General features: G+C 55.2%; 12 protein-coding genes. 4 read left to right on the top strand and 8 right to left on the bottom strand.

Going from position 1 to position 15,313, the window contains the following annotated elements; all coding sequences use genetic code 11:
- Window positions 1–288: 288 nt before the first annotated feature.
- On the bottom strand, window positions 289–420 hold the full coding sequence (locus KI379_RS34250; protein WP_256993005.1) for a hypothetical protein: 132 nt from the start codon (window positions 418–420) through the stop codon (window positions 289–291).
- 325 nt (window positions 421–745) lie between these two features.
- On the opposite strand from KI379_RS34250, the gene KI379_RS23620 reads away from it, so the two are divergent.
- Window positions 746–2,272 (top strand): FAD-dependent monooxygenase, encoded by a 1,527-nt coding sequence (locus KI379_RS23620; protein WP_212985063.1) that lies wholly within the window; start codon window positions 746–748, stop codon window positions 2,270–2,272.
- Window positions 2,273–2,467: 195 nt separating this feature from the next.
- Here the strand turns inward: KI379_RS23620 and KI379_RS23615 are convergent, their stop codons facing one another.
- Entirely contained in the window at window positions 2,468–3,598 is a 1,131-nt protein-coding gene (locus KI379_RS23615) for a Gfo/Idh/MocA family protein (protein WP_212985062.1), read from the bottom strand.
- Between the two features lie 18 nt (window positions 3,599–3,616).
- Entirely contained in the window at window positions 3,617–4,372 is a 756-nt protein-coding gene (locus KI379_RS23610) for a sugar phosphate isomerase/epimerase family protein (RefSeq protein WP_212985061.1), read from the bottom strand.
- Window positions 4,373–4,527: 155 nt separating this feature from the next.
- Between KI379_RS23610 and KI379_RS23605 the strand changes: the two genes are divergently transcribed.
- Window positions 4,528–5,358 carry a helix-turn-helix transcriptional regulator gene (locus KI379_RS23605; RefSeq protein WP_212985060.1) on the top strand — a complete coding sequence of 277 codons (831 nt, stop codon included), beginning with the start codon at window positions 4,528–4,530 and terminating at the stop codon, window positions 5,356–5,358.
- A gap of 24 nt (window positions 5,359–5,382) precedes the next feature.
- Here the strand turns inward: KI379_RS23605 and KI379_RS23600 are convergent, their stop codons facing one another.
- Complete coding sequence (locus KI379_RS23600; protein WP_212985059.1) at window positions 5,383–6,354, bottom strand: alpha-L-fucosidase; 972 nt, start codon at window positions 6,352–6,354, stop codon at window positions 5,383–5,385.
- Window positions 6,355–6,495: 141 nt separating this feature from the next.
- Between KI379_RS23600 and KI379_RS23595 the strand changes: the two genes are divergently transcribed.
- Window positions 6,496–7,374 (top strand): AraC family transcriptional regulator, encoded by an 879-nt coding sequence (locus KI379_RS23595; RefSeq protein WP_212985058.1) that lies wholly within the window; start codon window positions 6,496–6,498, stop codon window positions 7,372–7,374.
- Between the two features lie 90 nt (window positions 7,375–7,464).
- Window positions 7,465–8,580, top strand: a complete 1,116-nt coding sequence (locus KI379_RS23590) for a substrate-binding domain-containing protein (protein WP_212985057.1) — start codon at window positions 7,465–7,467, stop codon at window positions 8,578–8,580.
- A gap of 131 nt (window positions 8,581–8,711) precedes the next feature.
- On the opposite strand, the gene KI379_RS23585 is transcribed toward KI379_RS23590, so the two are convergent.
- The 4 genes from KI379_RS23585 to KI379_RS23570 all read right to left on the bottom strand — a co-directional run bounded on the left by KI379_RS23585 (window position 8,712) and on the right by KI379_RS23570 (window position 15,158).
- Complete coding sequence (locus KI379_RS23585; RefSeq protein ID WP_212985056.1) at window positions 8,712–10,031, bottom strand: family 43 glycosylhydrolase; 1,320 nt, start codon at window positions 10,029–10,031, stop codon at window positions 8,712–8,714.
- A 107-nt stretch (window positions 10,032–10,138) separates the two neighbouring features.
- Window positions 10,139–11,956 (bottom strand): cache domain-containing sensor histidine kinase, encoded by a 1,818-nt coding sequence (locus tag KI379_RS23580; protein ID WP_076172913.1) that lies wholly within the window; start codon window positions 11,954–11,956, stop codon window positions 10,139–10,141.
- Window positions 11,949–13,586 (bottom strand): response regulator transcription factor, encoded by a 1,638-nt coding sequence (locus KI379_RS23575; protein WP_212985055.1) that lies wholly within the window; start codon window positions 13,584–13,586, stop codon window positions 11,949–11,951. The genes KI379_RS23580 and KI379_RS23575 overlap by 8 nt, the downstream gene beginning before the upstream one ends.
- Before the next feature lie 18 nt (window positions 13,587–13,604).
- Window positions 13,605–15,158: an extracellular solute-binding protein gene (locus KI379_RS23570; protein WP_212985054.1), complete on the bottom strand. Its 1,554-nt coding sequence runs from the start codon at window positions 15,156–15,158 to the stop codon at window positions 13,605–13,607.
- Window positions 15,159–15,313 lie beyond the last annotated feature (155 nt).

Here is a 15,313-nt window from a genome sequence, read left to right as displayed (position 1 = left end):
TTTACCATTTTATATGTACCTGCTCCTATATCGAGAGCGTCTTGAAATTCAGTAGAATAGCCAGGGGTTTCTCCCAGCCGTTGTTTGTCTGCTATTATCTATGCCCTCCGTTACCTTATGGCTTACCGTGTAGCGGTCCGCTTTTTGTGGTATACTTGAAATAGATCAAGCGTAAACTAAAAAAGCCACGATGCTGGTAACATCGTGACTTTTGACAAAGGCCGGCGGGCGACCACGGCGAGAATTTCATAAGGCTATGAAGAACCACCGGATTGCTAGGCTCCCAACCTAATCCCGGTGGTTTTTCTTGTTATGCCGCGCTTGCTTCCAGGCACTGACCAAAGTTTTCAGGCCAGTAATGATACCGACCAGCTTCAGCAGTCCGTCCAAAAGCTTTAAGGCCACTTCAAGAATGGACACGGCGTCACCCCCTTTCGGGTTTGCTTCGCCGCGTCCTCCCACCGGTTACTTTGTCCTTTCGATTATACCACAATCTACCATTTGCTAATTGCTAATTCTCTCACTTATCCGGACACCGGATCCTCTCATTTCATATGAAAAATGCCTCTCTCTTTCGATATAATCTGATTTAACAGCCCCAGCTTCCAAACCATATTCCCCGGCTCCCTGAACACTCCACCGGTTTGTGCCGCTTACTGATCACAACCAGCCCTTTTGTTGATGGCATTTCGAAGGGTAAAAACTATAATGTACACATAAGCTCCAAAAAAAGGAGGCAGCGATCATGCAACCTCAGGTATTGATTGTCGGCGCCGGTCCGACTGGTCTCGTTTTAGCCTTGGCCCTGGAGAAGCAGGGAATTCCTTTTCGGATCATCGATCAACGCTCCGGACCGGGAGAAGCCTCCAGAGCCATGGTCGTTCATGCCAGAACCCTGGAGTTCTACCAGCAGTTCGGCATAGCGGATTCATTTGTGCAGCGCGGCATCCCCATGCATACCGGCCAAATTATGAAGAACGGAAAGCTTAAGGGAACCATCAACTTTGGTGATTTTGGAGAAGAAATCAGCCCCTATCCCTATGTACTCAGCCTGCCTCAGGACGAGCATGAAGTCCTTCTCATCGAGCATCTCGACTCCAAAGGAATCCATGTGGAGTGGAATACCGGGCTCGTTTCCCTTCAGGAAGGGAATGAAGCGGTGCATGCCGTCACGGCCCGGCAAGGGAGCGAAGAGAAACAAGCGTATGCCTATGTGTGCGGATGCGATGGGGCGCATAGTACGGTCCGCAAGGAGATGGGACTGGAGTTTCCCGGAGGAACGTATGAGCAGATGTTTTTCGTGGCTGATGTGGGGAGTAAAGAGCCCGTGACAAACGTGACAATGAACTTTTTTGAAGAAGGGTTCTGTCTGGTCTTCCCGATCCGCACGAGCGGACAGGTCCGGCTTATCGGACTCATTCCGCCTAAGATCCTGAATCAGGGAGTTCCTGCGGAATTGGAACCTCTGATTCCTTATGTGGAGAGAAATACGGGAGTGCACATCGGCCAGGTAAACTGGTATTCGACTTATAAAAGCCATCACCGGGTATGCGGGCATTTCCGCAAGGGACGAATCTTTATCGCCGGGGATGCGGCCCATGTGCACAGCCCGGTCGGAGGGCAAGGCATGAATACCGGTATTGGGGACGCCGTGAATCTGGGCTGGAAGCTTGCCGCGGTTCTTCTGGACAAAGCGGACGCCGGCATTCTCGATTCCTACGAGACGGAGCGGATTGCTTTTGCCCGGACGCTCGTGGCCACCACAGACCGGCTGTTCCAATCGATCGTAGGAGGCGGCATCATGACCTCCCTGGTTCAGGACATGGTCATTCCCCATATCGTTCCCCTGCTTCTGGATGTCCCGCCTATACGAAAAATGGCCTTCCAACGGCTGTCGCAAACGCAAATCCGTTACCGGGACAGCATGCTGAGCAGCGGTGCTTCCGGCTCCGTTCACGGCGGCGACCGTCTGCCCTGGATTCAGACCGCCCATGGGGACAACTTCGAACCGCTGCAATCCGTCGATTGGCAGCTGCATGTGTACGGCCAGGCATCGCAAAGTCTGCGCCGGCTCAGCGAAACGACAGGCATCCCCTTGCATGAAATGGGGTGGACGCCGTCCATGAAAGCAGCCGGCATGCATCCCGATGCAGCTTTTCTGGTCCGGCCGGACGGATACGTCGCGCTGGCGGAACCTCACCAGGATACTGGTGCGATTCAGGCGTACCTCGATCGATTTCATATCGCTCCGTTTACACACGAAAAGAGCTGACGCTGGCGTCGGCTCTTTTCGCTTGTTGCTGGATGCGGTTGTATCCGAGACATGCTGAAGCAGCTATGGCGGATTCGCTTATCGCTTGGATATTGCTTGAACTCTTAGCGAGGTACGGCGGCTGGAATTCAGTCCGGATCTCAAAACATTGTCCAATCCTTCCGCGGGTTTCAACTCGCCATCCCTTATCTATCGTTAGATCCCAGCGGTCACCTTATGTTTCGACGCCGCTATCCGCTTATTCAGCTCCTCCAAAAACAGATCCTCGTCGATGGGGAGCGCTACGGTGTCGCCGATCCAGCTCGACAGATGCATCGCATTGGACAGCATTAAACTGTTGATGCCCTCCTCACCGTCAGCGATCAGCGGCGCACCGTCCAGGACGGCCTTGGCAAACGAAGCGATGACGCCGGTATGCTGGCTGTTGTCACCTTGCGTCTCGATGACGAACACTTCCACGGGAGGCGTGGCAAAGCCGTCCTTCGTTGTAAAACAGTATTCACGCTCGTTCTGGCCCAGCTTGTGCAGCGTCAGCGTATTGTTTTCGCACACCAGCTTGCCCATTTCCAGCGTAATTTCCAACCGATTCGTTCCCGGCAGGTCGGCCGTCGTCGTGACGAATACGCCCGTGGCTCCGTTCGGGAATTCCATATATGCCGTGACGTCATCCTCCACCTCGATGTTATGCCACTTGCCTTCATGGCAGAAAGCGCGAACTTGGGCCGGCATGCCGCAAATCCATTGGAGGAGGTCGATGTTGTGCGGGCATTGGTTGATGAGCACGCCTCCGCCTTCCCCGGCCCAGGTGGCGCGCCAGCTTCCCGAGTCATAATAGGCCTGCGACCGGTACCAGTCGGTAATGATCCAGTTCACTCGCTTAATCGCGCCAAGCTCGCCGCTGTGCACGAGCTCATGCATTTTGCGGTACATCGGATTGGTCCGCTGGTTAAACATCATGCCGAAGATGCGGCCGCTTTCCCGCGCCTTCTCGTTCATTTCCCGCACCTGCTTCGTGTAGACGCCGGCCGGCTTTTCGCATAAAACATGCAGCCCTTTGGTGAAAGCCATAATGGCGAGCCTTGGATGGTCGTAGTGCGGCGTCGCAATAATCACGGCATCACATAGGCCGCTGTCCATCAACTCGTCCGGCGTCGCAAAGTAGCCGATGTCGCCTTGCAAATACGTTTTGGCGTCCTCCAGCCGGTTGCCGTCCATTTCCGACACTGCGGTCAGCTCGGCCTCCGGCACGATACCCTTGTTTAATTTTTTGGCATGATCCGACCCCATATTGCCCATCCCGATGACGCCGATCCGTAATTTAGACATCAAGACCCTCCATTCTCCTTAGCGGTAGCCAAGGGAAGCCAAATTGTTGTAACTCGTCTGCAGACAGTCGAACGGACTTGTCTGGCATACGTCCTGCTCGACCAGCAGATATTTGGTATTCGCTTGTTCAAGCGCTTTCAAAATTGCCGGAAAATTCATGTTCCCTTCCATGACGGGGGCCATCAGCTGCTGCGTTCCCTGGACGGCCATGTCCTTCAAATGCACGCAGTGAAGGCGGTCCTTCAACTTGTCGATCCATTCGCATACGTCGGCGCCGGCCGCCTGTACCCAATATGTATCGAGCGTAATGCCCATCTCCTCCGGCGCGAAGTCCTCCACCAGCCGCTCAATAAGGCGCTTGCCGCCGATTTTTTCGAACTCAAAATGATGGTTGTGGTACATGAACAGCTTGCCTGCCTTGGCGATCCGCCCTGCCGCTTCCCGGAAGTCCTCCGCGAAATACCCGTACCAGTCGAGACCGCGGTATTTATCAGGCATCGATCCAATGCCGATGTAATCGCAGCCCAGAATATGATGCTCCTCGATGACTTGATCCGTTTCGTTCAGGATCCGGTCCGGGCTCGTATGCGTCAGCACAATTTGAAGCGATAGCTCGTCGCAAATGGCGCGAAGCGTCTCGGGACGGATGGAACCGATGGCCGAAATCTGGACCGACGTATAGCCCATAGCCGCAATTTTTTGCAATGTTCGCCGAATATCTTTTTCCGTCTGGAGAAAGGATCGGACGGTGTACAATTGTGCGCCTAAAATCATGAAATATGGCCCCTCCTTCAAGATTTCCAAAAGTGCATTCTCCCCTTAATTATAGTCCCGGCACCCGGAATCGCCATTGTAAATCGAAGCCTTAACATTGCAAATATAGCGGTCATTCGTTAGACTAAACCCAACATCGTTGAGGAGGCGAACGGATGCTGTACGCCAATATCCATACCGACTCATTGAATTTCCACCATGCTGCCGACCGGCGCAAGACGGACCAATATGCGCTGCACTGCCACAATTTTTACGAGGTGTACTATTTTATCGCCGGAGAAGTCAGCTATCTGGTCGAAGGCAAGCGCTACGTACCGGAACCGCACAGCCTGCTGCTCATCGCCCCACACGTGTTCCACGGCGTAAAAATCGAAAGCGACATCCCTTATGAAAGGATATCGCTCCATTTTGTGCCCGGATTTCTTCCGCCCGAAAACCAGTCCGCCTTATTATCTCCCTTCCATCCCGATGATGGTCCGGCAGGGATCTATTACAAGGATGACGGTAACCGCGTCATGTTTACTTTTTTCAAGCAGCTGATGGATGCCCGGCACGCCGATGCCGCCATTCGCGATCTTGTGCTCCGGGTGCGTCTTGAGGCGCTGCTGTCGCAGATTCTAATCCACAGCTATGCGCTGAAAGGCACCTCGGATGCCTCTTCCTCCGGACCCTCAGTCCCGCGGATTATTGCTTACGTCAACGACCATATCACCGAATCGGTCTCGCTCGACGATCTATCCGCCGCCTTTTACATCAGCAAGCATCATTTGAACAAAATGTTCCGCAGAGCGACGGGCACGACCATCGGCAATTATATCATCCATAAACGGGTCGTGATGGCGCAGAATTTGATGCTTCAGGGGCATACCGCGAGTTCGGCGGCCGCCGCCGTCGGCTTCCATGATTATTCTTCCTTTTTCCGCGCGTATAAAAAGGTTCTGGGCTGCGCTCCGTCCGCCAAACGTCATCCCATGCTGCTCCATTAAGTCGCTTCAAGGGCTTGCAGCAGCTTACCCCCGGGTCAGCCATCCTTCGGGAATGACGGTCAGATCGCCCGGTTTCCGGTACCGCTGTCCGATCTCCCGGAAGCGTTCCAGCACGTTCGCGTCAAGCAGTCCCTGCCGGTTGGGAGCCCCGTTCAACAGAAAGGTCACGTTCTGGCGGTTGCAGTCCCGAACCATGTCCAGTGCCCAATCCACTGATTTCAGCTCTCTGGCCGTATCCGTCGTTCTCCAGAACCAGGTTTTCGTTAACACGTTGCAGCTCGCGCCCGGTCCCACAAAGCCGTCTTCCACTTCCTGCCCTGCGGCATTTTCATAAAATACGACGTCCGTATGATTCAGGTTGGTCTCGCAGCTGATGTTCATCAGCAAGCACTGGGGCTGCAGCGACTTGACCCATGCGTCGATTTCCTCGAACGGAAGGTTTTCGTACGAAGGGCCGCCCCAATGGGCGTTCCAGCCGTCGATAATGAGGAACGGAAGCTCGCCGTAGTTCGTCAGCAGCTCCTCAAGCTGGTTTTTAATGAACTGCTTATCCGCAGGCGTGCATTTTCTCCGGCCGATTTGGTGATGCAGGTCCAGCATGGAAAAATACAGCCCCGCCTCGATCCCTTCCGCCCGGAACGCGTCCAGGTATTCCTTGACGACATCCCGCTGACTCGCTGCGTTGCGAACGCAATGCTCTGTGTACTTCGTCGGCCACAAGCTGAAGCCTTCATGATGCTTCGCGGTCAATGCCGCAAAGCTCATCCCCGCCGATTTGGCGGCCTTTGCCCACTGCGAGCAGTCCAGCTGTTCCGGATTCCAGTCCTTCGGGTCAAAAGGAAACCGGCGGGGCTCATCCCCGTTCTCGTGATCGTATTCCCAATCGATAATGTCCGAATCGGCAAACTGAAACGTTGCGCTGTTGAAGTGGATAAACATCCCGAACCGCTGATTCACAAACCACTGCTGCCTCTGGATGAGTGCCTGTTGATCCATAACTCACTGCCTCCCTGACTTCACTTAAATCATATAATATCTACCACTCTACAGGATCATCTCCCTTGACACAGCTGACAATGGCGACTTCTTATAGTACAATCTCTACATTCGTTTTTTTCATAAAGGAGCTTTAGCAATATGCTCGTACTTGAACTCAAGGTGCCGCCGTTTCCGCTGCTGGCCGCGGTCGGCCATACGGTGTGGCAGGCGGGCGTGATGCACGCCGAGCGCCAATTCGAAGCCTTTGACCTGATCGTTTGCGCCAAGGGCACGCTATATATGGAGGAGAACGGGACCGCATATGATATCCGGGAAGGAACGATGCTCGTCCTGGAGCCCGGCAAAACGCACCGCGGCTGCCGTCCGACCGATCGCGAGACCGAGGTGTATTGGATCCATTTTGAATATCCGGCGGAGGAGCAGCCGGTTCTGACCGAGAAAAGCCACTGGCATCAGCCGCTGCTGAACCGGTCGGATCAGGATACCCAGGCCCAGCCGGGCCTGGTGGACATCCCCAAATTTGCCGAGGTGGATTTACGCACGATGGTGCCGATCCTGCAGGACATGCTGAAAGTGCACGGTATGCTTACCCCCTACGGAGTCTACGAACTGCACATGTTATTCGGCAGGTTCCTGATCGAGCTGCAGGGAAGCATGAGAAAAGGCAGCCCGCATGCCCGCTCGTTTTTCCTTGGAGAGCAGGTCGCAGCCTATTTGGCGGACAACCTTGAAGCTCCCTTCGACTCCGCCGGCATGGAGCGTGATCTGCATTACCATTTCGATTACTTGGCGCGCTGCCTGAAACAATATTCGGGAATGAGTCCGCTTCAATACCGGCATCATCTGCAGATGGAGCGGGCCAAGCGTCTGCTGGCGCATTCAGAGATGCCCCTGGGCAAAGTCGCCGAACAATGCGGATTTCGGGACAACAACTATTTTACGCGTCTGTTTAAACGCCAAACCTCGTTCACTCCCGGGGAGTACAGGAAACGGTATCAGGTGTTTCGGGTGGATTGAAATATTGGCTTGGTTTGATATACTAAATACAAATTGCACAAGGCTTGCGTGCACATTTCAAAGAACGTTAACGAGAATCGGAGAATAATAATGCCGAAAGACCCAGCAAAATTGTTATATCAAATGATTAAGGACGACATCCTCGCCAGAATTGAAAATCATCAGTTCGAATACGATAAGCCGATTTGTACGGAGAAAAGCCTGTCCGAGCAGTACGGCGTCAGCCGCATTACCTCCAAACGGGCTATCGAGGATTTGGAGCAGGCCGGCATCCTGTACCGCAAACGCGGGGTGGGGAGCTTCGTGCGGCGTATTCCTCTATCCGCTCAGCCGGCCAGCTCTGTCACTTCCCTTCCGGACGGGCTGCCACCGGGGAGGACCATACCGGTCATCCTGCCTTTCGCCGTCAACCAGGGCGGTTTCTTCCGGATCGTTGAGGCCGCTACCGCGCGGCTGGACGGCGCCAATGTTCATTTGGCAATCCATATTTGCGAGCCGGATCCGGATAAGATGAGAAGCCTGCTGCTCCGGCTCTTTGCTCAAGACGTGGACACCCTCATACTGTATCCGGCGGGCAACGAGCTGCATTTGGACGTGCTCAGGAAGTTTACCGAGCAGGGCAAGCAGGTCATCATTCTGGATAAGCCGCATGATATTCCTTATTTAAGCAGCGTAGTCTGCGACAATTTCGGGGGCAGCTACCAGCTGACCCGGCATCTGATCGATTACGGGCACCGCCGGATCGCCTATGTCTCCCGCTTCTCGCCCCGTGACATGTCCAGCTTGTCCGCACGCTTCAGCGGGTTTACGAAATGCATGAACGACCACGGGCACGAAGTGGTCTCCGAGTACGTCAAATTTAATGTCACGCCCGATTACCATATGCTGAAGCATATCATTAACGGGTTTTACCGGTCGGGCGTCACCGCCATCGAATGCGAGAACGACGAGGTCGCCTTTAACGTGTACATGTGCTGTCTCGGTTTGTCGATCCGGGTACCTGAGCAGATGAGCATTACCGGCTTCGACAATATCGAGTGGGCGGTGACCGGCAGCGCGCAAATCACCACCATCGATCAGAATTTCAGCGTCATCGGCGAAACGATCGCCGACCTCATTCTGAACGGAGACCGTCGCCCCGTTATCACGACCGTCCCCGTAAGCCTCGTTCCCAGGGCCTCGACCGGGCCTGCAACGGCGGATTAACGGAAGGAAGGCAGCGCCCAGGAGACGCGGTTTCCTAATCCCTGGCACAACCATAAACGGCCCCTGCCGCCGGTAAGCTTAACAGCTGACCGGTGTACAGGGGCCGCTTGGTTAAGCCAAGCCCAAATCTCTTATTCTTCGAACCGACTGACCGACAGTCCGCCTACAGCAATGCGGCCGTGCCCGCCCGTCAACCGGATCGTATTCTGCGTTCCAGGCTGCAGCCGGACCGTGAACGACGCGACGCCCACCGCTTCCTCGCCGCTTCCTGTTCCGGGAGCGTTGATCAGCGTGTAATCATGGCCGTTGACCGTTAAGTTCAGCTTGGCCAGGGCTTCGTCCGTGCTGTAATGAATGTACAGTGCGGCCCGTCCGCCACTGCCGCCGTCGACGCCGCCGAATTCGCAGTAAGCCCCCCCGGCGTCCAGTCCGCGGACGACTGCTTCTGCTCCAGATCCACCCGTAACTTCAGCACCGCCTCCCGTAGTGCTTACTGACGCCGCATAGTAGGCCGAAATTTCGGCTTCCGGCGCTTCACCGACAGGCTTGACGCTGTTCTTGGTCTGAACCACCGTTTGAATGGTCCCGTCTTCGTTAAAATGCAGGCTGTCGATGCACACGCTGCGCAGGTTCCCGTGTCCTGAAATGTCCTGGTTATGATAGAACAGGTACCACTGTCCTTTGTACTCCACCACCGAGCCATGTGTCGTCGAGCAGCCGGTCGGTTCCAGAAAAATGCCCTGATAGGTCCACGGACCGAGTGGATGCCGGCTTGTCGCGTATCTCATCCGGTTGTTGTCCTCCAGATTGTCGGCATAGGTGAGGTAGTACAGCCCGCCCCGCTTGAACACCCAGGCGGCTTCATGAAAATCCTCCAGCCCCGTCATGTCCTGCATCGAACCTTTGATGGACATCATGTCCTCGCCCAGTTCTCCGCCCTGGCATTTGCTGCCGCCGCCGTAATACATATACGCCCTGCTGTCGTCATCGACGAAGACGCAAGGGTCGATCATGGCGAAGCCGCCGAGCCCTTCGATATAGCCTTGATCGACAAATCCGCTGGACGGCTTATCGCTGGTTGCCACGCCGATTTTCCAGGTATCGTTCCAGTCCGATCCGCTCGGATGCGGATAATAGAAATAATACGTGCCGTCCTTGTAAGCGCAGTCAGGAGCCCACATAAATCCGCCTTCCGGGCGCCCCCAGGCCACGTCCCGCGAATGGAGAATCTCGCCTTCGTCGACCCAATTCACCAGGTCATCTGAGGAAAATACGTGGTATGCGTCCATCAGATCGCATCCCCGCGGCGGATCGATATCATGGGAGGCGTATATGTATATTCTTCCGTCCTCCCACACATGGGCAGAAGGGTCCGCCGTATAAATGCTGGTGATGACCGGATTATGGCCGGCCGGTTTGATAAAGGCTTTTGGAATTCCCTGAGTGGTCATGGTATGTTCTCCCCTCATCTGTATGATATATCATACTTCACTATTTGATATATGACTAACCACATTGTACACGGTGCCTTTCCTTGCCGCAATACCGGATTTATCGCTCAGCTGACTTCCTGATCCGCACCCCGTTCAGGCGTCGTCCTCTCTTCCCCGCCGGGCGGGAGAATCGGATGACGGATCGTAATTTTGGTTCCCTTGCCTTCCTGGGTCTCGATCCGAAGCTGGTAATCAGGGCCAAAATAAATTTTTAGCCGTTCGTTCACATTGCGCAGTCCGACGCCGGATCTGCCCGCCATTTTTCGATTGCCGGCCGTATCGTTCAACTCCTTCAGCACCTCTTCCGGAATTCCCTTGCCGTTATCGCTAATATCGATGACCAGATCCCCCTCTTCCACACGGCCGGAGAGGATGACCTTGCCCTTCTCGAAATTGCCGCGGATGCTGTGCTGGATGGCATTCTCGACCAAAGGCTGCAGCAGCAGGCGCATGAATGTCATATCCAGCATCTCTTCGTCAAAAAAATACAGCACGCGCAGCGGCATGCCGATGCGGGCCTGCTCGATCTGAACGTAGGCCTTCACCTGCTCGACCTCGCGTCCGACGGTCGTAATGTCTTTGCCCTGGTTCAAGCTGAGCCGCAGCAAATTACCGAGTGCCGATACCATCTCCCCAATATCGTTGCGCCCGTGGTTTTCCGCTTTCCAGCGGATCGATTCCAGCGTGTTGTAGAGAAAATGCGGGTTGATCTGGTGGCTGAGCACCTGAAATTCCAGCTCCCTTTTCGTTCGCTCGGCGCGCGTGGACTGCAGGATGAGATCTTCAATTTTCCGGACGATGCTGCCAAAGCCGCGGTACAGCCAGCCGATCTCGTCCTTGCGGTTCTGATGCGGAATGAGCATGCTGAAATCCCCTTCCTCCAGCTTGCGCATCAGCCGGACCAACTGGAAGACCGGCTGGGTAAAATTCCGTGTGAGATAGATAACCACCCCAACGGCACAGAGCATATAAGCGATCAGAAAAAAGATCAGCAGTCTCTGCATCGCCGTAATAGGCTCCGTCAAAGCGTGCATCGGTGTCAAACTGACGATCGTCCAGGGCAGGCTGTCCATGCGGACGAAGGCGATCAAATTTTTCTCGTCATAAATGGACAGCGTCTCGACGCCTTCCTTGCGGACATTCCGCATCGCCAGTAATTTGGGGGACGGCAGCTGCTCTCCGGTCCACTCGCTTCCCGCCGAATCGTATACAATTTTCCCCGTTTCGTCGACGATCAGGAATTTCTGCCCCTGCAGCCGTTTGGTCGGCGAGAAGAAGCGGCTGAAATGGTTATCCGCCAGATCGGCAACCACCAGCCCCCTCGGCGTTCGATTATGCAGGCTGGTGAACGTTTTGACATAGGAGAGCAGCGGACCGCGGTTCGGCCCTCCATCCACCGACAGATGCCAGATCGGGAGCGTACTGTTCGCCGCGTTCTGAAACCAGTCTTCATTACGGGTCGATGTCGTCACTTCGAGCGCCCTCAAGTAAGTGGGATAAGCTTCGGAATTCAGTGGATAGACGCGCAGCTGCAGGGCATCCATCTGCTTTTTCTTCTGGTACACGATGTTCAGGAGGTCCACCGAGGCCGACACTTCATCCTGGCTGCTGGCCGGCGGCTGCTCGAGCAAATCTTGCAGCTTCTTGTCTCCGATCAGCTCGTTCATCTGGTCGTTCAATTTGGCCAAGTAGGCCTCCAGATTGATCTTGGACTGCTCCAGATAGCTCATGGAGAAGGTAGCATTGGCCTGCTGGATTCCTTCCACCGACTTGGTATGCGCGTAAGCCGAGAATAAAATGAACGGAACGATCGTAATCGCGAGAAAGATCAGTATCATCCGGTTCCGCAGCGAGGAGGCCAGCCGGAGAAAAGACCTAATCATCCAGAATCCCCTGCAGACGGCGGAATTCTTTGGGCGTAACGCCGACCAGCTTTTTGAACAGCTTCGTAAAATGGACCGGATCCTTGTACCCCACCTGATGGGAAACCTGATAAATTTTATATTTCGTATCGCCCAGCATCTCTTTGGCCCTGGCAATCCGGACGCTCGTCAGTTCCTCGATGAAGGTGCGGCCCTTTTCTTTTTTGTACAGCTTGCTGAGCCAGATCGGCGTCACGTGAACGGCCGCGGCCACCGACTGCAGCGACAGATTTTCGGCGTAGCGGGTACGGATCATCTTTTCGGCCTCCTGGACGATCTGGCTGGAGGAGGTGGCCATTTTGCGGAAGTCTCCGGCCAGGGACAGCAGCCGGCTCTCCACCTGATCCTGAAGCGACTGCAGCGTGTCGTACTGCTCCAATTGCTCCCACAGACCGATCGGGTCCTGCTCCCAGGAACGGTCGGGCCACCCGGCCGACGCGGCCGTACGATAAATTCCCATCAGCCATTTGAACAACTGCTGCTGGATATCTTTTAGATTGGGCAGCTCCCACGATTTGACCATATCCTCAAAGTCGCTCATGGATTCCGAAATGTCGGCGTCCGTTCCGTACTTCACCAGGTCAAGCACCGCCCCCGGCTCCCGGATCGTCAGCCTGCCGACCTCTGCGGCTCCGTCCTCCACGCTGCCGGTGAAGACCCGGTTGCCCCCGCAGACCACCTTTTGCTCCAGGGACTCGGTGCAATCCACGTAGAGCTGATGCAGTTTGTTCAGCTCTTTGGGTGCGGGGCTGATCCCGATGCTGGCCTTGACCTTCACGAATTGGTTGATGCGAAGCAGGCAGGTCTCAGCGATGGTGCGGCATGAATCAAGCATCTCGGGATCGGGGCAGCCGATGACGGCCAACCACCGCTCGTGCGTATCCTTAAACAGGGCCGACGGCATGTTCAATTGCTCGGCAAGCGTATGGCTGACGACATTGCCGATGCCGAACAGGACAAGCTCCTTCTCATCCGGCATGCCCGGCCGGGCGGGAAGCGCTCTTAGGTCGTCCCCTTCAATGGCCATCAGCAGCAGCGGCATCCGGCTCATCCAGTCCAGTCTCAACGACTGCAGGCGGTGGGAGATGCGGGTCTCGCGGTACGGATCGTATTCGTTCTCCGCCATTTCACGCAGCAGCTCCTCCTGAAGCTTCGGCTCCGCAAACTGCACCTGGTACGTGAGGCGGTCTTGCGTTTGCTGCTGCAGCCGTTCCCGTTCGATCGCATCCACCGCTTTACGGACGATCCGCTCCAGTTCATCCAGTTTGATCGGCTTCAGGATATAGTCCATCGCTCCAAGCTGGATCGCCTGCTTGACCAGGCTGAAATCGTCGTAACCGCTGATCAGCACCGCTTTCCACAGGTAATCCGGTAAAGTATGCAGCTCCGCCAGAAACTCAAGTCCCGACATCCGGTTCATCTTGATGTCCGTCACGATCAGATTCGGCTGATGTTGACGGGCCATTTGCAGAGCCTCATCCCCATCCGAAGCGGCCATGACGGCGCTAACGCCGTATTCATTCCAGGGGACCCGCTTGCGGAGCCCCTCGCGAATTTCAAATTCATCGTCCACGATTAATACGCTGATCATATAGGCATCCTCCCCTTGTCATGAATGTTGATGCTGTGCCGCCAGGAATTGGTCGACCTGACGCTGCACTTCCCGGATAATCGTATCCAGCCCATTATCTTGTTGCAGCATACGGTAATCCGACAGCGCCTTGGCGACATCCGGCACCATGCCGTACTCGATCGATTTGCCGTAGTCCTCATAGATCTGGTCGCGCTCTTCAAGCAGCGGACTGATCGACTGATCGTTCAGGAGCAGTCCCTCCACGGGGGAATCCACATTCACGGGCAGCTCCGCAAAGCGGGCTTCCTCCTTCCAGAAGTCCCCCGGGTACGTTTCGGTGGGGCGCAAAAATTGCGGTTTCCACAGCGCCCACTGTCCTCCCCAGTCCATGTAGTTGCTGGTGGAAAAGTTCAGGTTATCCGGGTACTTGACCTTCCCTCCGTCCAGCTCATAGGTTTTCCCCTGAATCCCATACACGACAAGATCAAACAACCTCTCGTCGGTCTCCAGCATATCAAGAAACCGCAGCACCAGCTCCGGATGCTCGGCATTCCGGTTGATGGCCACGACGTTTGCGATCGGGCTGCGGTTGACCGTTTTTTTGTCGGGGTACAACAGCGACATCTGCTGCCGGTAGCTTGCATCGGCAAAACCCGGATCGGCTGCATAGGCCCACTCGTGGGAAGTGAGCGTGAACAGCATTTTTCCGTTGCGCCATTGATCCGCAGCGTCTTCGGTATCGATCTTTGAATCGGGATTTAGAATCCCGTCCTCGTACCATGCCTTGCTCATGAAGGCGGCATCCGCGTAAAAAGGCTGATCTTCGATCGCCTGCACCTTGTAATGAGGGTCCTTCAGATAAAAACCGAGGCCGTGAAAGCCCAAGTCCACCCATTCGTCCCGGACCACATACAGGGGGAGCGCCGGAATCCGGCTCAGCTTCTGATTGGGATAGGCTTTCTTCAGGTCATGGAGAAGCGAATCGACATCCTCGGCAGTTCTTACCGATTCAGGATCGCGGTAAATCCCCGCCTTCTCCGCCAGGTCCACCCGCCATCCGGCATAGGGCCGCTGATTCATCTTGATCGACCAGGGCAAACCGACGATATCCCCGCCAATCGTGGCAGAGGGCAGGTTATGCTGCTGCCGGTAGCGGTCATATAAGTGGGGCGCGTACACCGGAAGAAGATCATTTAATCTCAAATAGGAACCCCGGGACGCCATTTGCTTAAACGAGCCTTCCGAATCGAAATTCAGGTCCCACCGGTCCCCTGCCGCTGCCATGACCAGCAATTTCCCCGAATATTCCGGCCAGGGAATGAAATTGACGGAAAATTTGACGTTCAATCCTTTGGTTTTGACGTAATCGCTCACGGCCGCCCAAACTTCATCCGTCGCCGCCTTTTTCTCGCCGCCGAAATAAAACTTTAGCGTCGCTTCCGGCTCGCCGGACGTGGCGGCCGCATCGCCGAAAAGAGAGGGGCCGTCCATGCGGACATCGCCGCCGGCCGCGCAGCCCGCCAGTCCGGATGCCAGTGTGAAGCACAGCAGACAGGCGACGAACCATCCCGGAATTCGGCAAAAGGACATGGCTACTCTTCCTTTCCGCATCTGTTTTGTAAACGTTTTCACAAAAGAGTCCAAATATATTGCACGGCTCTCTCTTCGATCTACAAAGATTAATATAAACGAAGTGCTGTCAATGGACAATGGGACGATATTAAACAATCCCGTCATATATTGGC

The organism is Paenibacillus cineris, from assembly GCF_018333335.1.
Taxonomy (GTDB): Bacteria; Bacillota; Bacilli; order Paenibacillales; family Paenibacillaceae; genus Paenibacillus_AQ; species Paenibacillus_AQ favisporus.
Note: the sequence above shows the minus strand (reverse complement) of the source record. Positions and strands in the feature narration are given on the sequence as shown.